The sequence below is a fragment of the Modicisalibacter ilicicola DSM 19980 genome (assembly GCF_900128925.1).
Classification (GTDB): domain Bacteria; phylum Pseudomonadota; class Gammaproteobacteria; order Pseudomonadales; family Halomonadaceae; genus Modicisalibacter; species Modicisalibacter ilicicola.
On record NZ_FQUJ01000007.1, the window covers coordinates 187,519 to 208,830 of the forward strand.

Consider the following 21,312-nt stretch of genomic DNA (forward strand, 5'->3'; position numbering starts at 1 on the left):
CCTCGAGGGCCCATCACGCCTGGCGAATGATCAGGCTGGCGAAATCGAGCAGGTCCTCGCCATGATGCTGTATGATGGCGATGACGATAGGAACCTGCACCGCCTGGTAATCGTGCACGGCAATATTACCAAACCCCGTCATCCGTTTCATGACTCCCGCAAGTCCGGGCTCGAGCAACCGGTTGGCGGCCAGAATATCGAACACATCCCTGGCACTCTGGGGTAGCCCCAGGTGATGAAGCCTTACAAGGCGATTGCCCGCATCGATGGCGGCTTCACAGGCCCGCTGGAGATTCAGAATGGCAGCGTCCTGGCGTGTCTGGTCACTCTCGAAGGTCTCGGGGCCCTTGTCATACTCTTCCCGTGCTCGAGACACGCAGCGCTCGATGGTGGCGGCCTTGTTGAGCAGTACGTCATCAGCCATGAATACGGCCTCGCTGCTTGATATCGTCAATCAGCTGGCGACGCTTTATCGTCAGGTCCCAATATTCACTGAGCGACGAGAGTTCAAACTCGTCGGCGTCATGGAGATTGGCCCATAACCGCTGCCCCCCCTCGAGCACCTGACGCTGCATCACGGTGCTCGCACCACGAAGATCCACCAGATCGACATCGCGCCCCACTATCTCGGCGAGCTGATCCATCAGTGTCCAGCGTACGGTGGCTGACAAGGGAGTGGGCAATAGCACGGCCAGATCCACGTCGCTGGCGGAGCCGGCATGACCAGAGGCTTCGCTGCCGAATAGATAGACGGCCTGCAATTCGGGCAACTGTTCGCGCAATCGCTGCAGGCAGCGTTCCAGGGCGAGGGGCTCCAGAGGCATGCTACATTCCGTTGGAAGGATCGTTCCCAGCACTCTACGAGGCGGCCCGGTAACTGGCAATGACCATGGAAACTTCCCTGAGCGCGGCGCTGCTCCCGGGCACGAAAAAAGCCGCTCGAGATTTTTCTCTAAGCGACTGATTTCTTCAAACTTTCTGGTGGAGCCTACCGGGATCGAACCGGTGACCTCAACGCTGCCAGCGTTGCGCTCTCCCAGCTGAGCTAAGGCCCCGCCTGCGTTGATCCTGTCTACGGCGTCTGCGATAGACTTGGATCAACATCCTCTCGGAACGGCGCGCATAATATGTTCTTCTGATTATCGACGTCAAGCGTCTTGGCCACGCTTGCGCCGCTGGCATCAACGTTTTACTCGCCATTACAATCACTTGACATTTTTTGCCCCGGCACTTCCGGACAGAAGCGTTTCACCCAGGAGCGAACTTGATCAAGGTTATAGTCGCAGACGACCACCACCTGGTGCGCACCAGCATCGCACGCCTGCTCAGCGACGAAGAGGGGATACGAGTGGTCGGTGAAGCATCCAGCGGCGAAGAGGCCATCAGCCTGGCACGCAGCCAGCGCCCGGACATCGTGCTGATGGACATTCGCATGCCCGGCATGGGAGGGCTCGAGGCCACGCGCAAGATCGCCCGGGGCATGTCCGACATCAAGGTGGTGATCCTGACCGCCTACCTGGAAGAGACCTTCGCCCAACGGCTGCTGGATGCCGGCGCGAGCGGCTTCATCAGCAAGGGCACCGAAATGAGCGAGGTGGTGCAGGCGATTCGGGCCATCCAGCACGGGCAGCGCTACATCAGCCCCGAGATCGCCCAGCGTCTCGTGCTGGCCAAGATGGACGCCCAGGACAACCCGTTCGATCAGCTCTCGAGCCGGGAGTTGCAGGTCGCCATGATGATCATCAACTGCCACAGGGTGACCGACATCTCGGATCGCCTCTTCCTGAGCCCCAAGACGGTCAACACCTACCGCTATCGCATCTTCGAGAAACTCGGGGTGCAGACCGACGTGGAACTCACCCACCTTGGCCTGCGCCATGGCCTCGTCGACGGCTACAAGGAAGACCGTTGAGCCCGAAGGCCACAGGCACCATAACGGGAGGCGATCTGATATCCTGCTGGTTTTAACTTACCGAGACTCGATGATGGCATGAGCTTCGACGCCAAGCATTTTCTCAAGACCGTCAGCGCGTCGCCGGGTGTCTATCGCATGCTCGACGGCGAGGGCAATGTGCTCTACGTCGGCAAGGCCAAGCGACTCAAGGCGCGCCTGGCCAGTTACTTTCGGGGTGCCTTGAACGCCAAGACCCAGGCGCTGGTGTCGCGCATCGCCGATGTCCAGGTCACCATCACCCGCAGCGAGACCGAAGCCCTGCTCCTCGAACAGACCCTGATCAAGGAGCTGCGCCCGCCCTACAACATCCTGCTGCGCGACGACAAGTCCTATCCCTACGTCTTCGTCAGCGACCGGCACCCCTATCCGGCCCTCGAATTCAAGCGCGTGCGCCAGAAACGCAACGACGGCCGCTACCTGGGCCCCTACCCCAGCTCGAGCGCGGTGCGCGAGAGCCTGGCATTGATGCAGAAGATCTTTCGCATCCGCAACTGCGAGGACACGGTGTTCGCCCACCGCACGCGGCCCTGCCTGCAGTATCAGATCAATCGCTGCAGCGCCCCTTGCGTCGACTACATCTCCAGGGAGGATTACCGGCGCGACCTGGAGCATGCGGTGATGTGCCTGGAAGGCAAGAGCGAGCAGGTGACCGGTCAGTTGACGGCTGCCATGGAGGCCGCCAGCCATGCCCTCGATTTCGAGGAGGCCGCCCGCCTGCGCGATCAGGTGCAGCAGTTGCGCCGGCTTCAGGAGCGCCAGATCGTCGATACGGGGTCGGGCGATGCGGACATCTTCGCTCTCGCGGAACGACCCGGGGCCCTGTGCATCAGCGTGTTGACGGTGCGCCAGGGGCGCATGCTCGGCGCTCGCCATCATACGCCCGACAACGGCCTCGACCTGCCCGTCGACGAGCTGCTGGGCGAATTCGTCAGCCAGTTCTACCTCGGCCAGGGACGCGAACTGCCCCAGGAGGTCATCACCAGTCGTCGCCTGCCGGATGCCGAGCTGATGCAGTCCGCCTTCAGCGAACAGGCCGGCAGGCGTATCCGCCTCGCGCACCAGGTGCGCGGCCACCGCGCCCAGTGGCTGCAACTGGCAAGCACCAATGCGGAGCAGCAATTGGCAACGCAACTGGCCAATCGCACCCAGCTCTCGAAGCGTTTCGAGGCGTTGCGGGATGCCCTGGGCATGGATACGACCCCGACACGCCTGGAATGCTTCGATATCAGCCATAGCCACGGCGAAGCCACGGTGGCCTCCTGCGTGGTCTTCGATCAGGACGGGCCGGTGAAGTCCGATTACCGCCGCTTCAACATCGAAGGCGTGGCGGCGGGAGACGATTACGCCGCCATGCGCCAGGCATTGATTCGGCGCTTCAAGCGACTCCAGCAGGGCGAGGGCAAATGTCCGGACATCCTGCTGGTGGATGGCGGCAAGGGCCAGCTCAACATGGCCCGCGAGGTGTTCGCGGAGCTGGGTGTCAGCCACGTTCGGCTGGTCGGCGTCGCCAAGGGCACCACCCGCAAGCCGGGCCTGGAGACCCTGTTTCTCGAGACCGTCGACAACAGCCTGGGCCTGGAGGGCAGTTCGCCGGCGCTGCATCTGGTCCAGCACATCCGCGACGAAGCGCACCGCTTTGCCATCACCGGCCATCGGCAACGTCGTGACAAGGCACGCCGGACCTCGACACTGCAGGACATCCCCGGCGTCGGCCCCAGGCGTCGCCGGGAACTGCTGCGCTTCTTCGGTGGCCTGCAAGGCGTGCGGCACGCCACTCAGGACGAGCTGGCCCGGGTGCCGGGCATCAGTGCCAGCCTGGCGGCCACCATACACCAGACACTGCATGGATGATGGATACGATGGCGAATAGAATGATGGTTTTCGATCACCGGCATGGACTCCCGTTACCTCGATGAACATACCCAACATCCTGACGCTTGCACGCATCCTGTTCATTCCGTTGCTGGTGATCCTCTTCTATGCACCCTATGACTGGAGCCTGAAGCTCACGGCGGCGCTGTTCGGTCTCGCGGCGCTCACCGACTGGCTGGATGGCTACCTGGCCCGGCGCTGGAATCAAAGCACCCCCTTCGGCGCCTTCCTCGATCCGGTGGCCGACAAGGTCATGGTCGCCGTGGCCCTGGCGCTGCTGATCGAACGCTTCGATTCGATCTGGCTGACCTTGCCGGCGCTGGTCATCATCGGCCGGGAAATCGTCATCTCGGCGCTACGCGAGTGGATGGCGGAGATGGGCAAGCGCGGCAGTGTCGCGGTGTCCTGGGTCGGCAAGGTCAAGACCACCCTGCAGATGATCGCCCTGCTGCTGCTGCTGGGGTGGGCCCCGGGGACCTTGATTGCCATGCTGGGGGTCGTCACGCTGTATGCGGCGGCGGTACTGACGCTCTGGTCCATGCTGCAATACCTGCGTGCCGCCTGGCCGGAACTGACGCGCTCGATGTGATCAGCAGGCAAAGCGCGATAAGCGTTTGACAGAGGCGTACTTATCTGTAGAATGCCTCGTCGAGTCAAGCGGGAATAGCTCAGTGGTAGAGCACCACCTTGCCAAGGTGGGGGTCGCGAGTTCGAATCTCGTTTCCCGCTCCAAGAACTCGACTTTGGCAGCGAAACTTTGGCAGCGAAGAAGCAACGCGAACCGCGAGCGGTTGTCTCCCGTGCTTCGCGCCAACGTCAAGGCAAGACAATGAGGCTGGATGGCAGAGTGGTTATGCAGCGGACTGCAACTCCGTGTACGCCGGTTCGATTCCGACTCCAGCCTCCATTCCTCCCCTGGCCCGAACGGCCACCCCAATCCCCGCCCGGATGGCGAAATTGGTAGACGCAAGGGACTTAAAATCCCTCGGAGGTGATACTCCGTGCCGGTTCGAGCCCGGCTCCGGGCACCAGTCCACGGGCTACCCTGGCTAACTTGGCCGTCCTGAGATGATACGACCTCTCCTTTACTCGTCACCCGGTGCGTCCGAACTCGCCGCACCACGACACATGGCTTGAAGGGCTGTCGCCGATGTCACCATTGCGTCTGCGCGATCCTTACTTCAATTACCGCTACCGCCATTACCTGCATGTGCTGCGCACCAGCCTGGCGCTGGCGGCGACCTTCCTCATCGTCTCCCTGGTCCAGATCCCTCACAGCAGCTGGGCCCTCGTCAGCACCCTGGTGGTGGTCGGCAACCTGCCCCACATCGGCAGCGTGCTGGACAAGGGTGGCCAGCGACTGCTGGGGACGATTCTCGGTGCCACCTGGGGAATTGTGCTGATGCTGATCCCCGACCCTCCGGTAGGCGTGGTCCCGATCTGGACCCTGATCAGCATCGCCATCGCCACCTATGCGACCTTTGCCACGCGCTACGGCTACAGTGCGCTGATATTCGGCATCTCGGTACTGCTGGTGGTGGGCAGCGGCGATCACGACCTTGCCATCGCGCTCTGGCGGGCCTTCAATGTGCTACTGGGAACACTGGTCGGCATACTCGTCACCGTGCTGGTGCTGCCCCAGAAGGCTACCGACGTGCTGCGCTTCCTGCTGGCTGACAATCTCGACAAGCTGGCACGCCTTTACCACGCCCATACCAGTGCTCCCGCCGAGAGCGATGTCGACACCCGCGACCTGCTCAAGACCACGACCGCCCAACTGGTGGAACAGAGGAAGCTCGTCGATGCCATTCACAGCGAACGACGCTTGGGTCGCAAGGAACTCGACAGTCTACTGTCGCTGCAAAGGCGCATGCTCTCCACCATCGAGCTGCTGCTGGAAACCCACTGGACGACGCGTGCCGGACACGATCGCATCGATGCCATGCAGGGCTTGCGCGAGTCACAGCATCGTCTTGCCCGCGTCCTGGGAACCCTGGCCTTCCAGGTGCGCACGGGCCAGCCCATCGAGGTCGAGGTGGAGCGATTCGACCTGGAACAGTATGCCACTCAGGCGACCTCGGCCCGGGGCGAGGATGGGCGTATGCTATTCAGCCCGAGCGGCTACTTGTGGCTCAATCGTGAGTTGGCGAGACTGACCCGCGAACTGAGCCTGCGCCTGGGCCGGCTGCGTCGTTTGCCAAGCAAGCGACTGCGGCGCCGAGCCAGCCACCACACGCTGGTCAGCGATGCACGCCGCCTGGCAGTAGGGCCCGGCGCGCGAAACAGCGACAAGGGAGTCCCACGGGATGATTCGCAGCGACCATGATGTTCTGATCATCGGCGGCGGGGTCGCCGGCCTGAGCCTGGCCCTCGAACTGGCCGATCACCGCCCGGTGACCCTCTTGCGTCCGGCCCAGGATGATCTGGGGGCCAGCGTCTGGGCCCAGGGCGGCATCGCTGCGGTGCTGGCGCCTCAGGACGACGTCGAGGCCCACGTCCAGGATACGCTGGTCGCCGGAGACGGCCTGTGCGACGAGGCGGCCGTGCGCTTCACCGTCGAGAACGGACGCGCCGCCATCGACTGGCTTCTGGGGCTCGGCGTGCCCTTCACGCCGGACACCACCACGGATGCGCCCTACCCCTACCATCTCACCCGGGAAGGGGGCCATGGCGCCCGGCGCATCATCCATGCCGCCGACGCCACGGGCCGCGCGCTCATCGAGACCCTGCTGGACCACGTACGCCGACATCCCGCCATCCAACTGATCGGCGACCTGCAGGCCATCGAACTGCTCGAGGACCCTCGGGGCGACTGCCGTGGCGCGCTCTGCCTCGATGCGACCCATCGGCCCCATCTCGTCGCGGCACACGACACCGTGCTGGCGACCGGGGGGGCAAGCGGTCTTTACCGCCATACCACCAGCCCCGCGCCGGCCTGCGGAGAAGGCATGGCCATGGCGGCGGAACTGGGCGCCACGCTGATGAACCTCGAGTTCCAGCAGTTTCATCCCACCTGCCTCTACGATCCTTCCGGCACTCCCTTCCTGATCAGCGAGGCGGTACGCGGCGAAGGCGGCCTGCTGCGGGACGCACGGGGTCGACGCTTCATGCCCGACTACGACGAGCGTGCCGAACTGGCGCCGCGGGATATCGTCGCCCGTGCCATACACGCCGAGATACTGCGCGACGGGGGAACGCATGTGCTGCTCGACGTCACGCACCTCGAGCCAGGGCGCGTGCGGGAACATTTCCCGACCATCCACGCCCACTGCCTGAACCGAGGCCTCGATATCAACCGCCAGCCCATCCCGGTGGTCCCGGCCGCCCATTACAGTTGCGGCGGCATCGCCACCGACCTTCACGGCGCCAGTGACATCGGCCACCTGCATGCCATCGGGGAAGTGGCCTGTACCGGTCTGCACGGGGCCAATCGAATGGCCAGCAATTCGCTGCTGGAGTGTCTGGTCTTCGCGCGCGCGGCGGCCTCGGCGCTGCGCCGGAGATCGTCCGGGAGGCGCGGCGAGCCTGTGGAGCCCTCGATTGCCCAGGCCGGGGTCGCGTCTCAGCAAAGCCTTGCTCGACGGCTCGAGGAATTACGCGACATCATGAGTCTGCATGCGGGCATCGTGCGCAGCGACGCGGGGCTTGCCTCGGGTCGCGATGCCCTGCGGCACCTGCGGGAAGCGAGTGAACCACTCTGGAAAGATCATGCCCCCACACCGGCGCTTGCCCGCCTGCGCCATGCACTGCTGCTGGCCGGCATGCTGCTCGATGTCGCCAGCGCACGACGTGAATCGCGAGGACTCCATCACAATCTTGATTGCCCGACCCACGGCACGGGCAAGGCCACTGCCTCGCGGATCAGGTCAGGCGCCTGAGGGAGACCACAGCAGCAGGCGTCGCAAGGCGCGACGCGATTCCCGGCTCGCGCTGTCCGGCCACAACCACCGACGCTCGCCGCCCACCCGCAAGCCGATCAGCCAGGGGCCAAGATAATCACAGCTCAACGCGACGTCGCGCCAGCCCTCGGCGTCTGTCCGGCGGGTCTGCCAGCCTCCTCCGGGGCCCGGAATCCAGCGCAATGCCCATGGCTGTTCCCGGCGCCACTCGCGCCCCAGCGCCAAGCAGAGCGCAGCGAGCACAACCACCAGAAGCCAGGGCGGCCCGTAAGCCCCGACCAGCAGGCATAGCCCCGCGACCAGCAACGCCTGGGTTGCCCACCGTAACCTAGAGGGTACGATACTGATCGTTGCCGGTTGTTTCAGCATACTCGACGATCATCTTGACGATTCGACGAAGCGCCTCCTCCTGAGGCCATTCACGGCGCATCAGCCAAACGAACAGGTCCTGGTCCTCCTGTTCAATCAGGGCGCGATAGGCGGCCTGATCATCGGCATCGAGTTCGCTGTAGCGGTGCTTGAGAAACGGCACCAGCAACAGGTCGAGTTCCCACATGCCACGGCGCGAGTGCCAGTAGAGCCGTTTCAGTGCGACATCTTCGCTCACCATCTGACCTCAAGATATAGTGTTCAAGTAGGTGGCAGTATAACCGAGGCCGGCAGCGAAAACATGGGCCCATCGCCCGAGGTCTGGACCGCCTTTTATCGAGAGGCTAGTGCGTTGTTTTTTCTCGGTTTGCACAGTATGCTCAGTAAAACAACAATACCTGCCAGCCTGTCGGCGGCAGAGTGCGCGCTGCACGGAGATATCCGATGACCAAGTCCGAGTTGATCGAACAAATCGCCATGCGACAGCCCGAGCTGTCACTCAAGGAAGTCGAGGCAGCGGTACGCATCATTCTCGACGACATCACCGAGGCGCTGGCCAGCGGCGGTCGCGTCGAGATACGGGGCTTCGGCAGCTTCTCCCTGCACTATCGCGAGCCTCGCCTGGGGCGGAACCCCAAGACCGGAGAGGCTGTCGATCTGGATGGTAAGTTCGTGCCACATTTCAAACCGGGCAAGGAATTACGCGAACAGGTCAACGCCAGCAAGGCTTTGGGCTACTGACAAGCCGTTTTCTCACGAACGCGACCGAAGCGACCGAAACAGAAAAGGACATAGTTATGCGTTGGCTCAAAGGGCTGTTGCTGGCCGTCATCCTGCTGGTGGTCCTGTTGCTGGGCATTCTCTTTGCCGTCAACAACCAGCAGGCGTTGCCCCTGAATCTGATCTGGCTGGAGCTACCCCCCGCGTCGCTGTCGCTGTGGCTATTGATCGCCCTGGCCTTCGGGGTCGTGCTGGGCATGATCGCCATGAGTGGCGTCTACCTGCGCCTGCGGACACTGCTGACACGCGCCCAGCGCCATAACCAACAACAACGCAAGGAGCTGGATCGTCTGCGCACTCAGGAGTTCAAGGAAAGCCCCTAAATGCCTGATCTCTTGCTGCTGGCCCTGCTGGTGGCGGCAATCGCCATCGGCTGGTGGCTGGGTCGTCGTCAGCGAGACCCGCTAGAGCCTCGCCCCCGGCAGCAGACATCGCTTTCACGCGACTATTTCACGGGCCTCAATTATCTGCTCAACGAGCAGCCCGATCGTGCCATCGAAACCTTCGTCCAGGTGCTCGAGGTCGATAGCGATACCATCGAAACCCACATCGCCCTGGGCAACCTGTTCCGTTCCCGAGGAGAGGCCGATCGCGCCGTCAGGATTCACCAGAACCTTCTTGCGCGCCCCGCCCTCAGCGTGGCCCAGAGCGACCAGGTTCAGCTCGAACTGTCCCGCGACTTCCTGAACCTCGGCGTGCTCGACCGTGCCGAGCGACTGCTTCAACAGTTGATCCGCGACACCCGGGACGAGGCCATGCGTCGCTCCGCCAAGCGCCTGCTCGTCGATCTCTTCGAACGAGAGCGCGAGTGGCAGCAGGCGCTCGATGTCGCCTTGCCCAGACTGGTGCAGCAAGAAGCGGACATAAGGCGTGCAGCAGCCCATTGGCTCTGCGAACTGGCACACCAGCACATGAATGGCGCCAGTCCGTCCCTCGCGCGCAAACGTCTGCGTCAGGCGCTCGCCACCGATGCCTCGTGCATCCGCGCCAACTGGCTGCTCGCGACCATCGAACGCGAGGCCGGCAACTACAAGGCCGAAATACGTGCCTTGCGGCGTATTCCCGAACAGGACAGAAGCTTTACCCCCATCATCCTCGAGCCGCTACGCAACGCCTATCTCAAGCTCGAGGACGAAGAGGCGCTGGAGCAATGCCTGCGTGAACTGGACGAGGCCACCCCGTTCACCTGTGCGGTGATCATGCTCGCGCAGGCACTGGAACGTCGCGAGGGCATCGCTGCCGCGGCCGAATTCGCCGGCACCCGGCTCAATGCCAATCCGAGCCTGCGGGGTATCGACTACCTGATGGATCTTTACCTGCTGGATAGCGACGTGGCGCAGCACGAACACATTGTCGTGGTGAAGCAGCACATCACCAAGCTGCTGGAGGCACGCCCCCGCTTTCGCTGCCATCGGTGCGGTTTCTCGGGCATGCAACTGCACTGGCAATGCCCCCGTTGTCGGAGCTGGGGCGCCATCAAGCCCATCAATGGCCTGGAGGGCGAGTGACGAGTGACCGCTCGATGCCGGCCAGTGCTGCCATGGGGTCCTCGGCCTGGGTGATCGGGCGGCCGATGACCAGGTGAGTGCTCCCCGCCGCGAGGGCTCCGGAGGGAGTCAAGATGCGGCGCTGGTCGTCACTCGCACTGTTCTCGGGACGAATCCCCGGCGTCACCTTGAGGAATCCCTCCCCGCAGGCCCGGCGCACGGCCTCCGCTTCCTGCGAGGAGCATACGACCCCGGACAAGCCACACGCCTGTGCCAATGTTGCCAGTTTTTCCACCTGCTCGAGCGGCTCGAGGCCCACTCCCACCTCGGCCAGATCCTCGCGCTCCATGCTCGTGAGCACGGTCACTGCGATCAGTTGCGTCGACAAGCGGTTCCTGTCGAGCCGCTCCCGGGCCGCTTCCATCATCCGGCGCCCACCGCTGGCGTGCACGTTGACCATCCATACCCCCTGCTCCGCCGCAGCCTGCACCGCCCCCGCGACGGTATTGGGGATATCGTGAAACTTGAGATCGAGAAACACCTCGAAGCCGCGACCATGCAATGCTTCGATGACGCTGGGGCCGCTGCGAGTGAACAGCTCCTTGCCGACCTTGACCCGACATCGCCGAGGATCGAGCAGATCCGCCATGCACAGGGCCGCATCCAGAGAAGGGTAGTCGAGAGCAACGATCAACGGTGAATCACGGTGAGACATACGGGCTCCGCGGATGAGTTTCGAGCCAGTATACCAGTCCGCGGCATCCCCTGAGCAGCCGCTGCTCGACGAGCATGCCGCATCCCATCACGGGAAGGGCCGGGTCGATATCCTCAGCATGACGAGCCGATCTCTTCGGCACGACGAGCCAATTTCTTACATCAAATTAAGAATTAAGCGCTATTTATTACGACACTGCTTCATTAGGGTGAGATTGCAACATCAACTATCCCAAGAGAAGGAATGACGGTGAAAACATTATTCAAGGCAGCAATCTTCTGCCTCTTTCTCGGCATCGCACCACTGACCATGGCTCAGGAAGCTCCGAGCATCAACATCAATACCGCCGATACCGAAACCCTGGTACAGCTACCGGGCATTGGCAGTGCCAAGGCGCAAGCGATCGTCGAGGAGCGCACTGCCAACGGGCCCTTCAGGAGTGCCGATGACCTAGCCCGGGTCAATGGCATCGGCAATGCTACCGTGGAAGCGCTGCGCGAACGAATCGAGTTCTGAGGCTCGCCGTGCCTTGCCCTCGGCGCAACGAGGGCGTCTCTCGAAGACCCTCGTTGCGCCTGGGCATTACGGTTCAGATCCGCAATGCACCATCGCACTCCAGCACGCGACCGCTGAAGTAGTCGTTTTCGAAGATGAAGCGCACGCTGTCGGCGATGTTCTCGGGTAGCCCCAGTCTGCCGAGCGGTATTCCCCTGGTGATCTTCTCGAGTATTTCGGGGCGCATCGAGGCGGTCATCTCCGTCTCGATGAAGCCGGGAGCCACGGCCCCGACCCGAATCCCGTGCCGCGCCAGTTCCTTGGCCCAGGTCACCGTCAAGGCCGCCACGCCTGCCTTGGCCGCGGCATAATTGCTCTGGCCCATGTTGCCTGCCCGGGAAATGCTCGAGATATTGACGATCACGCCCTGACGGTCCGCCTCGATCATCTGGCGTGCCGCCTCGCGAGCGCACAGAAAGACCCCGGTCAGATTGACATCGATGACCTGCTGCCACTGTTGCAGGGACATGGTCGACACGACGTCACCCTCCTTGGCCTTGACCAGCAAGCCGTCTCGAGTGATTCCTGCATTGTTGACCAGACCGCTGACCGGGCCGAGCTTGGCACGAATCTCCTCGAACACCTCGGCCACCGACGACTCCTCGGCCACGTTGGCAACGAAGGCATGCGCCTCGACCCGGGAGTCGGCCAGTACATTGACCGCCTCATCCAGCCTTTCACCGTCCATGTCGATCAGCGCAATGCGTGCGCCCTTTTCGCCCAGCATCCGTGCCATGGCCAGGCCCAGACCCTGCGCGCCACCAGTAATGGCGATTACTGCGCCTTTGATGTGCATTCTCTATCTCCTTCAGTCCAAACCTGTTTTGTGCGCCGCAGCATAACGAACATAGCACGCCCTTTCCAATTCGGCCATCTCCGGACCCCTCCTTCGGCGAGGCGGGGCTTGCAATCCGGCGATGCGCCACCATCCTCCAAGGAGTACCGTAATTCGGAGCCGCCATGCCGATTCTTCTCATCTTTACGTTGTTCGCACTGCTCGACTTCGTGGTGCTGTTTTCCGTCGGCGCGAAAATCGGCCTGCTGGCCACCCTCGCGCTGATACTGAGTACCGGTTTCATCGGCCTGTACCTGGTTCGCCGCGAGGGGGTTGCCACCCTGCAGCGTGCCCAGCAGCGCCTGGCCCAGGGGGAGATCCCCTCCGACGAGCTGATGACCGGTGCGGCCTTGATCTTCGGAGGCGCCCTGCTGATGGCACCGGGATTCATATCCGACGCCCTGGGGTTCATGTGCCTGCTCCCGACCTCCAGACGCGTACTGGGAAGCCTGCTGTCGCGCTTGCCCTTCAAGATCCGCGGCTACACCACGACCGGCCGCTATCAGCCAGGAGCCGATGGCTGGGATCACCATGCCAAGAGTAACGGAGCCTCCGAGGATCAAAGCACCGATAAAGGCTCAAAAAGTGATACTCCCCTCGAGGGTGACTTCATCTCCAAAGACGAACCGCGACACTGAAATTTTTTCATCATGGCCCCTTGAAAGGGTTCGTGGTGGCCCCATCAAGGGACAGTAACGAAATTCGACCGGCCAGTGCTTCGACTGGAAGGTCAACAACACCGGAAGGCATCGCCTTCCATCCCATGAGCCTTGCTCCTGGGATCATGTATTTCGAGTCATGTAACCATCAGGAGAACGTGAGCAATGAATATCCGTCCCTTGCACGATCGCGTCGTGGTCCGCCGCGTCGAAGAAGAGCAGAAAACCGCTGGCGGCATCGTGCTTCCGGGCAATGCCCAGGAAAAACCGACTCGTGGTGAAATTCTCGCCGTCGGTAATGGCCGGATTCTCGATAACGGCGAAGTGCGTCCCCTGGACGTCAAGGTCGGCGATACCGTCATTTTCAAGGAGGGCTTTGGCGTCGAGAAGCAGAAAATCGACGGCGAAGAGGTTTTGATCATGAGCGAGACCGATATTCTCGCGGTAGTGGAAGGCTGATCGGCAAGCGACCGGTCGCCCTTCTGGCTTAAGACTTCTTTTTTTGTACTGATTCAGGAAGCAACGAAAATGGCAGCGAAACAGATCAAGTTCTCAGATGATGCTCGCAAGCGCATGGCGCGTGGTGTCAACGTCCTCGCCGATGCCGTCAAGGCGACCCTGGGCCCCAAGGGCCGCAACGTGGTGCTCGAAAAGTCCTTCGGCGCGCCGACCGTGACCAAGGACGGTGTTTCCGTCGCCAAGGAAATCGAGCTCAAGGACAAGTTCGAGAACATGGGTGCGCAGATGGTCAAGGAAGTCGCTTCCAAGACCTCCGATGTGGCCGGTGACGGTACCACCACGGCCACCGTGCTGGCGCAGTCCATCGTCAACGAAGGCCTCAAGGGCGTCACCGCGGGCATGAACCCGATGGACCTCAAGCGCGGCATCGATCAGGCCATCATCGCCGCGGTCAAGGAAATCGAGCAGCTCGCGGTTCCCTGCACCGACTCCAAGGCCATTGCCCAGGTCGGCACCATCTCGGCCAACGGTGACGCGCGCATCGGCCAGATCATCGCCGAAGCGATGGAAAAGGTCGGCAAGGAAGGCGTCATCACCGTCGATGAAGGTCGCGGTTTCGAGGACGAGCTGGAAGTCGTGGAAGGCATGCAGTTCGATCGCGGCTACCTGTCGCCCTACTTCGTGACCAACCAGGAGACCATGGCGGTCGAGCTGGAAGACCCGCTGCTGCTGCTGGTCGACAAGAAGATCTCCAACATCCGCGAACTGCTGCCGGTGCTCGAGAGCGTTGCCAAGGCAGGCAAGCCGCTGGTGATCATCTCCGAGGACATCGAAGGCGAAGCACTGGCCACCTTGGTCGTCAACAACATGCGCGGCATCGTCAAGGTCGCGGCAGCCAAGGCACCCGGCTTCGGCGATCGTCGCAAGGCCATGCTCCAGGACATCGCCGTGCTCACCGGCGGCACCGTGATCTCCGAGGAAGTCGGTCTCACGCTCGAGCAGGCCAACCTGGACCATCTGGGTAATGCCAAGCGCATCACCATGTCCAAGGAAAACACCACCATCATCGACGGTGCCGGCGCCGAGAACGACATCGAAGCACGCGTCAGCCAGATTCGCGCCCAGATCGAGGAGACCTCCTCCGACTACGATCGCGAGAAGCTCCAGGAGCGCGTCGCCAAGCTGGCCGGCGGTGTTGCGGTGATCCGTGTCGGTGCGGCCACCGAAGTGGAGATGAAGGAGAAGAAGGCACGCGTCGAAGACGCCCTGCACTCCACGCGTGCAGCCGTCGAGGAAGGCGTCGTCCCTGGCGGCGGTACCGCCCTGATTCGCGTCCTGACACGCATTCAGGACCTCAAGGGCGAGAACGAAGACCAGACCCACGGCATCGCCATCGCGCTGCGGGCCATGGAATCGCCGCTGCGCCAGATCGTCACCAACGCCGGTGAGGAAGCCTCCGTCATCGTCAACCGCATCAAGGACAGCGAAGGCAACCATGGCTACAACGCCCAGACCGGCGAGTATGGCGACCTGTTCGAGATGGGTGTTCTCGACCCGGCCAAGGTCACCCGCTCTGCGCTGCAGTCAGCCGGTTCCGTGGCAGGCCTGATGATCACCACCGAAGCGATGATCGCCGAAGATCCGGACGAGAAGGAAGCGGCACCGGACATGGGCGGCATGGGTGGCATGGGCGGCATGATGTAAGCCCAGCCCCTTCTTCTCAGGTTCGACCTGACACAGAGCCCCGCTGATCCAATCAGCGGGGCTTTTTTTAGGTTCTTATCATGTTGCCGTGAATGGCTGGGGGACGCATGGGCCCGATTGATCAGGCGATGGGCCAACCTCTCGCTCGCTGAAGCGAGCTCCTACAGGTAATTGATATTACGGGGTTTTGTAGGAGACCGATTTATCGGACGAACGCCGCGTAGCGGCGCAGGCTCGACTCAGGCGCCTGACGGCGTCACGCTAATCCTCGAAGAACCTTTTTATGTAGATCGGCTGTGCTCGCGTACACTGATGCCCTTGAATCACTGCCCACCAAGGCCAGCCCTGCACCATGCTCAGCAACGTTCGAATCGTCCTCGTTCAGACCTATCACCCCGGCAACATCGGTGCCAGCGCCCGGGCCATGAAAACCATGGGCCTGGAGCATCTGTACCTGGTCAATCCACGCCGCTTTCCCGACGAGGAAGCCTCGCGGCTCGCCGCCGGAGCCGAAGACGTCATCGCCAATGCCACGCTCGCGGACACCCTGGACGACGCGATCGCCGACTGTGTTCAGGTCGTGGGCGCCAGCGCCCGGCTGCGCAACCTGCCGCTGCCGCATTTCGATGAACCCGACGGCATGGCCCAGACGGTCATCGCCAACGCCTGCCAGGGCCCCGTGGCTCTGGTCTTCGGTCGCGAGCGCTTCGGCCTGACCAACGACGAGATTCGCCACTGCACCCATCAGGTCAGCATTCCGGCCAATCCCGACTACGGCATCCTGAATATTTCCCAGGCAGTGCAGGTTCTCTGCTACGAACTGTTCCGTGCTCATCGCCGCGCTCTGGCCAGCCCTCGCCAGCCCGCTACCCGGCAGGCGTCATTGCCCGACCAGCAGCAACTGGCGCATTTCCACGACCACCTGCACCGCGTCATGACGGACATCGGCTTTCTTACCCAGCCCCATGCCCGCACCGAGGAGCATCTGCGGGCCCTGTTCGCCCGGGCGCAGCCAAGCCGCAAGGAGCTTGCCATCCTGCGTGGGTTCCTGAGCGCCATCGAGAAAGACCGGGAAGCGCGCCCTCCCCGAGCATAAAAAACGCGGCCTCCTATCAAGTAGGAGGCCGCGTCGATACCTATCTATTTCTCTATTTCTCTATTTCTACACCAGTGTACTGCGTAGAAACATGAGGACCGAAAGGATCAGTCCTGACCCATCTGCTGCTTGATCAGGTCGCCGATGGTGGTCGGGCCACCGCTCTCGACTTCCTGCTCCCGCAGCTTGCTCATGTTGCGACGGGTATCGGCCTGGTCCTTCGCCTTGATCGACAGGGTAATCGCCCGGTTCTTACGATCGACGCCGATGATGCGGGCTTCGACGCTGTCGCCTTCGCTCAGCACGTTGCGCGCATCCTCGACACGGTCGGCGCTGATCTCGGAAGCCTTGAGCACGCCGATCACGTCGGTGGCCAGCTCCACATGCGCTTCCTTGGCATCGATCTCGACGACGCGGCCGGTGACGATGGAGCCCTTGTCGTTGACTGCCAGGAATTCGGAGACCGGGTCACTCTCGAGCTGCTTGATGCCCAGCGAGATGCGCTCGCGCTCGGGATCGATGGAGAGAATGACGGCTTCCGCCTCGTCGCCCTTCTTGAACTGTCGCACCGCTTCCTCGCCGGTCTCGGACCAGGAGATGTCGGAGAGGTGAACCAGACCGTCGATGCCGCCTTCCAGGCCGATGAAGATACCGAAATCGGTGATCGACTTGATGGTGCCGGAGACGCGATCGCCCTTGTTGTAGCGCGCGTTGAAGTCTTCCCAAGGGTTGGTGGTGCACTGCTTGATGCCCAGGGAGATACGACGACGCTCCTCGTCGATGTCCAGCACCATGACCTCGACCTCGTCACCCACCTGGACGACCTTGGAGGGGTGGATGTTCTTGTTGGTCCAGTCCATTTCGGAGACGTGAACCAGACCCTCGACACCCTCTTCCAGCTCGGCGAAGCAGCCATAGTCGGTGAGGTTGGTGACCCGGGCGTTGACCTTCATGCCTTCCGGGTAGCGATCCTTGATGTTGACCCAGGGATCTTCGCCCAGCTGCTTCAGGCCCAGGGAGACACGATTGCGCTCGCGGTCGAACTTGAGCACCTTGACATTGATCTCGTCGCCCACGCCGACGATCTCGCTCGGATGCTTGATGCGCTTCCAGGCCATGTCGGTGATGTGCAGCAGGCCATCGACACCGCCCAGATCGACGAAGGCGCCGTAATCGGTGAGGTTCTTGACGATGCCGTTGATCTGCTGGCCTTCCTGCAGGGTCGCCAGCAGCGCTTCACGCTCGGCGCTGTTCTCGGCTTCGAGCACGGCACGGCGGGAAACCACCACGTTGTTGCGCTTGGGATCGAGCTTGATGACCTTGAAGTCCAGCTCCTTGTTTTCCAGGTGCGTGGTGTCGCGCACCGGGCGTACATCCACGAGGGAGCCTGGCAGGAAGGCGCGGATGGAGGCGACATCGACGGTGAAGCCGCCCTTCACCTTGCCATTGATCACGCCCTTGACGATCTCGTCCTTCTCGAAAGCCGCTTCCAGTTCCTTCCACGCTTCGGCGCGCTTGGCCTTTTCGCGGGACAGGCGTGTCTCGCCGAATCCGTCTTCGACGGCTTCCAGCGCGACCTTGACCTCGTCGCCGACCCCGATGGTCAGCTCGCCGTTGTCGTCCTTGAACTGGGCAGCGGGAATCTGCCCTTCGGACTTCAGGCCGGCGTTGACGGTAATCCAGTCATTCTCGATGTCCACCACGGTCGCCATGACGATGGCACCGGGTTCCATGTTGATGTCCTGGAGAGATTGTTCAAACAGTTCAGCAAAGCTTTCGCTCATGAGCATCCTACGTGATCAACGTTAATGGCGGTTGTCGCCTTCTCCGCGTCACCAGCAAACGCGGGCCTAATCTACAAGTTCCCCGGGGATGTTGCCGCTGGTTGGACCCGACCCGGCTTACCACAAGAAATGCCGACTCGCATCATGACATCGTTCCGGGGCCCGGAGGTGTCGTTCGACCTGGTCGTCAAACTGACGGTTCAAATCCTAGATCGGCCAAGAGCCTCTGGATGCGATCCACCACGTCCGGTATCGACAACTCGGTGGTATCCAACTCGATGGCATCAACTGCCGGCTTGAGTGGCGCTACCGCACGCTGCATGTCGCGTGCATCCCGAGCCTGTATCTCCTTTAAAAGACTCGATAGACTAGCATCCGTGCCGCTCTCCTGCAACTGCAGAAGCCGGCGTCGCGCCCGCTCCTCGGCCGAGGCGGTCAGGAAGATCTTCAGCGTCGCCCGGGGGAAGACCACCGTCCCCATATCGCGCCCGTCGGCAACCAGCCCCGGTGCTTTCCGGAAGTCCCTTTGCCGGGCCAGCAGGGCACTGCGCACCTCGGGCAGGGCCGCGACCCGGGAGGCGCGCTCGCCGGCCTCCTCGGTGCGAATCGCCAGGCTGACGTCCTCCCCCTCGAGGATCACCCGGGCATCGCCGTCCTCGGCGAGAAAGGCGACGTCCAGGGTCTCGGCGAGCCTCGCCAGCCCCGGCTCGTCGTCGAGGGCCGTGTCGTGCTTGACCGCCGCCTGGGCAGTCAGGCGATAGAGCGCACCGGAATCGAGCAGGTGCCAGCCCAGTCGCGCCGCGATCAGACGGCTCACGGTGCCTTTTCCGGCGCCACCGGGGCCGTCGATGGCGAGCACCGGTACCTGATCCTGGGAACCCATCACCCCTCCTCGTCCAGCTGGAGCCCGACACGGCGCGCCAGATCGACGAACCCGGGAAAGGAGGTGGCGACGTTGGCGCAATCGTCGATGACGATCTCGTCGCCGGCGCGCAGGCCGGCGATGGTGAACGCCATGGCAATGCGGTGATCGCCCAGGCTGTCGATCTGCCCGCCGCCATAGCTGGGGCCGTCTTCGTCTTGCCCACCGCCACGACCGACGATGTCGATGCCATCCTCGTAGAGCGTGGCCTCGACGCCGAGCGCTTGCAGGCCATCCGCCATGGCCTGGAGACGATCGGACTCCTTGACCCGCAACTCCTCGGCTCCTCGCAGGCGGGTCGTGCCGGCGGCATTGGCGGCGGCGATGAACAGTGCCGGGAACTCATCGATGGCCAGGGGCACCTGCTCCGCAGGAATGTCGATTCCCTGGAGGGGGACGTAACGGATGCGAATGTTGGCCACCGGTTCGCCACCCACTTCATGCTCATCGAGCAGCTCGAGATCGGCCCCCATCGCCTTGAGAATATTGATCACCCCGATCCGCGTCGGGTTGACGCCGACATGCTCGAGGATGAGGTCCGAGCCCGGCGTGATCGCCGCCGCCACCAGGAAGAAGGTGGCCGACGAGATATCCGAGGGCACGTCGATGGGACCGGCGCTCAGGCGACCGCCACCTTCGAGCCAGGCCACATCGTCCTGGCGATGCACGGGATAGCCGAAGCCATTGAGCATGCGCTCGGTATGATCACGAGTCGGTGCCGGCTCGCGCACCCGGGTCTCGCCCTCGGCATACAGGCCGGCCAGCAGCAGACAGGACTTGACCTGGGCGCTGGCCATGGGCATGTCATAGGCAATGCCCTCGAGTTGCTGCCCTCCCTTGATCCTCAGGGGAGGACGCTGGCCGTCGGCGGTCTCGATCACCGCGCCCATCAGACGCAGCGGATCGGCGACCCGCCCCATCGGACGCCGGGTCAGCGAGGCGTCGCCGGTCAGCTCGGTGTCGAAGGCTTGCCCGGCCAGCAATCCGGCGAAGAGGCGCATGGCCGTGCCGGCGTTGCCCACGTAGAGCGGCCCGGCGGGCTTCTGGAGGCCATGCATGCCGACGCCATGAATGGTGACGCGCCCCTGGTGCGGCCCTTCGATGGCAACGCCCATCTCGCGAAAGGCCTGGAGCGTCGCCAGGCTGTCCTCGCCTTCGAGAAAGCCTTGCACCTGGGTGACCCCTTCGGCCAGGGCACCGAGCATGATCGCGCGGTGGGAGATCGACTTGTCTCCGGGGACGCGGATCGAGCCGCTGACGCTGCCGCCCGGGCTCACCCGATAGCGGACGTTACGTGGTTCCATCGTCTGGTATCTCGTCTTGTTCAATAGCGTGTCGAAATAGTGTCGGGCATGGCTGGCCCGATCAAGGGTTGCCAGCAGGGCATCCTGGTCGTCTGCCGCGATCGCCGCTCTCAGGCCGGCGATACCGTTCTCGAAGTCGTCCAGCGCATTCAGTAGTGCAGTGCGGTTGGCGGTGAAGATATCGCGCCACATCACCGGATCGCTGCCGGCGATGCGGGTGAAATCCCGAAAGCCGCCGGCGGCGTAACGGAATATCTCCAGTCGCTCGTCCTGGCGCGCCAGGGTGTCGACCAGCGAGAACGCCAGCAGATGCGGCAGGTGGCTGGTGCGCGCCAGCACCTCGTCGTGACGCTCGATCGTCATCTCCAGCACCTCGGCGCCGCAGGCGATCCACATGGCGCGCACACGCATCAGGGCAACCGGATCGGTATCGGCCTCGGGCGTCAGGATCACCTTGTGCCGGCGATAGAGGGAAGCATCGGAGGCGGCCACGCCGCTCTTCTCGGAACCGGCGATCGGGTGCCCCAGCACCATGGTCGGGGGCAGCCCGCCGAACACGCGCCGGGCCGCGTCACGAATGGCCTGTTTGGTGCTGCCCACGTCGGTCACCACCTGGTCATCGAGCAAGGGCGCCAGCGCGTGAAGCACGCCTTCCATGGCCAGCACCGGCACGGCCAGCACGATCAGCGAACTGCGCGGCACGAGGGCGGCAAGGCTCGTGCCCCCGTCGTCGATCACGCCCATCTCGAGCCCCCGGGCGATCTCGATGGCGTCCCGGTCGCATGCAACGATCTCGCCCTCGAAGCCTGCCGCCCTGAGTGCTCGGGCCAGGGAACCGCCGATCATGCCGAGCCCGACGATCAGCACCCGGGGCTCGGCAAGACCACTGGTATCCTGCGGGTCGGGTTGCATCGACGC

The 21,312-nt window shown here is 63.0% G+C and carries 22 protein-coding genes and 4 tRNA genes; 16 read left to right on the forward strand and 10 right to left on the reverse strand.

What is annotated here, in order from left to right; genetic code table 11:
- Positions 1–13: 13 nt before the first annotated feature.
- The 3 genes from hepT to BUA41_RS09780 all read right to left on the reverse strand — a co-directional run bounded on the left by hepT (position 14) and on the right by BUA41_RS09780 (position 1,055).
- Positions 14–424, reverse strand: a complete 411-nt coding sequence (gene hepT / locus BUA41_RS09770; protein WP_072822245.1) for a type VII toxin-antitoxin system HepT family RNase toxin — start codon at positions 422–424, stop codon at positions 14–16.
- Positions 417–824: a type VII toxin-antitoxin system MntA family adenylyltransferase antitoxin gene (mntA, locus tag BUA41_RS09775; RefSeq protein ID WP_072822247.1), complete on the reverse strand. Its 408-nt coding sequence runs from the start codon at positions 822–824 to the stop codon at positions 417–419. The genes hepT and mntA overlap by 8 nt, the downstream gene beginning before the upstream one ends.
- Positions 825–979: 155 nt before the next feature.
- A tRNA-Ala gene (locus BUA41_RS09780) sits at positions 980–1,055 on the reverse strand.
- 209 nt (positions 1,056–1,264) lie between these two features.
- Here BUA41_RS09780 and uvrY point away from each other — a divergent pair.
- From uvrY to nadB, 8 genes are all read left to right on the forward strand, one after another.
- Positions 1,265–1,912 carry a UvrY/SirA/GacA family response regulator transcription factor gene (gene uvrY, locus BUA41_RS09785; protein ID WP_072822249.1) on the forward strand — a complete coding sequence of 216 codons (648 nt, stop codon included), beginning with the start codon at positions 1,265–1,267 and terminating at the stop codon, positions 1,910–1,912.
- A gap of 78 nt (positions 1,913–1,990) precedes the next feature.
- Positions 1,991–3,805 (forward strand): excinuclease ABC subunit UvrC, encoded by a 1,815-nt coding sequence (gene uvrC, locus BUA41_RS09790; RefSeq protein WP_072822251.1) that lies wholly within the window; start codon positions 1,991–1,993, stop codon positions 3,803–3,805.
- 61 nt (positions 3,806–3,866) lie between these two features.
- Positions 3,867–4,415, forward strand: a complete 549-nt coding sequence (gene pgsA / locus BUA41_RS09795; protein ID WP_072822254.1) for a CDP-diacylglycerol--glycerol-3-phosphate 3-phosphatidyltransferase — start codon at positions 3,867–3,869, stop codon at positions 4,413–4,415.
- 68 nt (positions 4,416–4,483) lie between these two features.
- Positions 4,484–4,558, forward strand: a tRNA-Gly gene (locus tag BUA41_RS09800).
- A 101-nt stretch (positions 4,559–4,659) separates the two neighbouring features.
- Positions 4,660–4,733: transfer RNA gene (locus tag BUA41_RS09805), tRNA-Cys, on the forward strand.
- Between the two features lie 35 nt (positions 4,734–4,768).
- Positions 4,769–4,857: transfer RNA gene (locus tag BUA41_RS09810), tRNA-Leu, on the forward strand.
- Between the two features lie 119 nt (positions 4,858–4,976).
- The gene (locus tag BUA41_RS09815) at positions 4,977–6,152 is read left to right on the forward strand and encodes an FUSC family protein (protein ID WP_072822256.1); all 1,176 of its coding nucleotides are present in this window, start codon (positions 4,977–4,979) and stop codon (positions 6,150–6,152) included.
- Entirely contained in the window at positions 6,133–7,704 is a 1,572-nt protein-coding gene (gene nadB, locus BUA41_RS09820) for an L-aspartate oxidase (RefSeq protein WP_072822258.1), read from the forward strand. Before BUA41_RS09815 ends, nadB begins: the two co-directional genes overlap by 20 nt.
- Here the strand turns inward: nadB and BUA41_RS09825 are convergent.
- Positions 7,693–8,094: a hypothetical protein gene (locus BUA41_RS09825; protein ID WP_245791893.1), complete on the reverse strand. Its 402-nt coding sequence runs from the start codon at positions 8,092–8,094 to the stop codon at positions 7,693–7,695. The two genes, nadB and BUA41_RS09825, sit on opposite strands and share 12 nt — an antisense overlap.
- Positions 8,054–8,335 carry an FAD assembly factor SdhE gene (locus BUA41_RS09830; protein ID WP_139249099.1) on the reverse strand — a complete coding sequence of 94 codons (282 nt, stop codon included), beginning with the start codon at positions 8,333–8,335 and terminating at the stop codon, positions 8,054–8,056. The genes BUA41_RS09825 and BUA41_RS09830 overlap by 41 nt, the downstream gene beginning before the upstream one ends.
- Before the next feature lie 179 nt (positions 8,336–8,514).
- On the opposite strand from BUA41_RS09830, the gene BUA41_RS09835 reads away from it, so the two are divergent.
- Genes BUA41_RS09835 through lapB form a run of 3 tightly spaced genes read left to right on the forward strand, consistent with a single transcriptional unit; the run spans position 8,515 to position 10,382 of the window.
- Positions 8,515–8,835 (forward strand): integration host factor subunit beta, encoded by a 321-nt coding sequence (locus BUA41_RS09835; protein WP_281247839.1) that lies wholly within the window; start codon positions 8,515–8,517, stop codon positions 8,833–8,835.
- 56 nt (positions 8,836–8,891) lie between these two features.
- Positions 8,892–9,197, forward strand: a complete 306-nt coding sequence (locus BUA41_RS09840) for a lipopolysaccharide assembly protein LapA domain-containing protein (RefSeq protein WP_072822262.1) — start codon at positions 8,892–8,894, stop codon at positions 9,195–9,197.
- Positions 9,198–10,382 (forward strand): lipopolysaccharide assembly protein LapB, encoded by a 1,185-nt coding sequence (gene lapB, locus BUA41_RS09845; protein WP_072822264.1) that lies wholly within the window; start codon positions 9,198–9,200, stop codon positions 10,380–10,382. It abuts the gene before it with no gap.
- Here the strand turns inward: lapB and pyrF are convergent.
- Complete coding sequence (gene pyrF / locus BUA41_RS09850) at positions 10,360–11,076, reverse strand: orotidine-5'-phosphate decarboxylase (RefSeq protein WP_072822267.1); 717 nt, start codon at positions 11,074–11,076, stop codon at positions 10,360–10,362. The genes lapB and pyrF overlap by 23 nt on opposite strands.
- Before the next feature lie 243 nt (positions 11,077–11,319).
- Here pyrF and BUA41_RS09855 point away from each other — a divergent pair, with 243 nt between their 5' ends.
- Entirely contained in the window at positions 11,320–11,592 is a 273-nt protein-coding gene (locus BUA41_RS09855; protein WP_072822269.1) for a ComEA family DNA-binding protein, read from the forward strand.
- Positions 11,593–11,665: 73 nt separating this feature from the next.
- Here BUA41_RS09855 and BUA41_RS09860 read toward each other — a convergent pair whose 3' ends face one another.
- Positions 11,666–12,427, reverse strand: a complete 762-nt coding sequence (locus BUA41_RS09860) for an SDR family oxidoreductase (protein ID WP_072822271.1) — start codon at positions 12,425–12,427, stop codon at positions 11,666–11,668.
- Positions 12,428–12,591: 164 nt separating this feature from the next.
- Between BUA41_RS09860 and BUA41_RS09865 the strand changes: the two genes are divergently transcribed.
- The 4 genes from BUA41_RS09865 (at position 12,592) to BUA41_RS09880 (ending at position 16,384) form a co-directional block, all read left to right on the forward strand.
- Positions 12,592–13,104, forward strand: a complete 513-nt coding sequence (locus tag BUA41_RS09865) for an FxsA family protein (RefSeq protein WP_072822273.1) — start codon at positions 12,592–12,594, stop codon at positions 13,102–13,104.
- 186 nt (positions 13,105–13,290) lie between these two features.
- Positions 13,291–13,584, forward strand: a complete 294-nt coding sequence (locus tag BUA41_RS09870; RefSeq protein WP_048308681.1) for a co-chaperone GroES — start codon at positions 13,291–13,293, stop codon at positions 13,582–13,584.
- Positions 13,585–13,653: 69 nt separating this feature from the next.
- Positions 13,654–15,288 (forward strand): chaperonin GroEL, encoded by a 1,635-nt coding sequence (gene groL, locus BUA41_RS09875; protein ID WP_072822275.1) that lies wholly within the window; start codon positions 13,654–13,656, stop codon positions 15,286–15,288.
- A gap of 352 nt (positions 15,289–15,640) precedes the next feature.
- Positions 15,641–16,384 (forward strand): RNA methyltransferase, encoded by a 744-nt coding sequence (locus tag BUA41_RS09880; protein WP_072822277.1) that lies wholly within the window; start codon positions 15,641–15,643, stop codon positions 16,382–16,384.
- Positions 16,385–16,491: 107 nt separating this feature from the next.
- On the opposite strand, the gene rpsA is transcribed toward BUA41_RS09880, so the two are convergent.
- The 3 genes from rpsA to BUA41_RS09895 all read right to left on the reverse strand — a co-directional run bounded on the left by rpsA (position 16,492) and on the right by BUA41_RS09895 (position 21,306).
- Positions 16,492–18,168, reverse strand: coding sequence for a 30S ribosomal protein S1 (gene rpsA / locus BUA41_RS09885; RefSeq protein ID WP_072822320.1), 1,677 nt, complete (start codon positions 18,166–18,168; stop codon positions 16,492–16,494).
- 187 nt (positions 18,169–18,355) lie between these two features.
- Positions 18,356–19,051 (reverse strand): (d)CMP kinase, encoded by a 696-nt coding sequence (gene cmk / locus BUA41_RS09890; RefSeq protein ID WP_072822279.1) that lies wholly within the window; start codon positions 19,049–19,051, stop codon positions 18,356–18,358.
- Entirely contained in the window at positions 19,051–21,306 is a 2,256-nt protein-coding gene (locus BUA41_RS09895; protein WP_139249100.1) for a bifunctional prephenate dehydrogenase/3-phosphoshikimate 1-carboxyvinyltransferase, read from the reverse strand. Before BUA41_RS09895 ends, cmk begins: the two co-directional genes overlap by 1 nt.
- Positions 21,307–21,312: the final 6 nt, after the last annotated feature.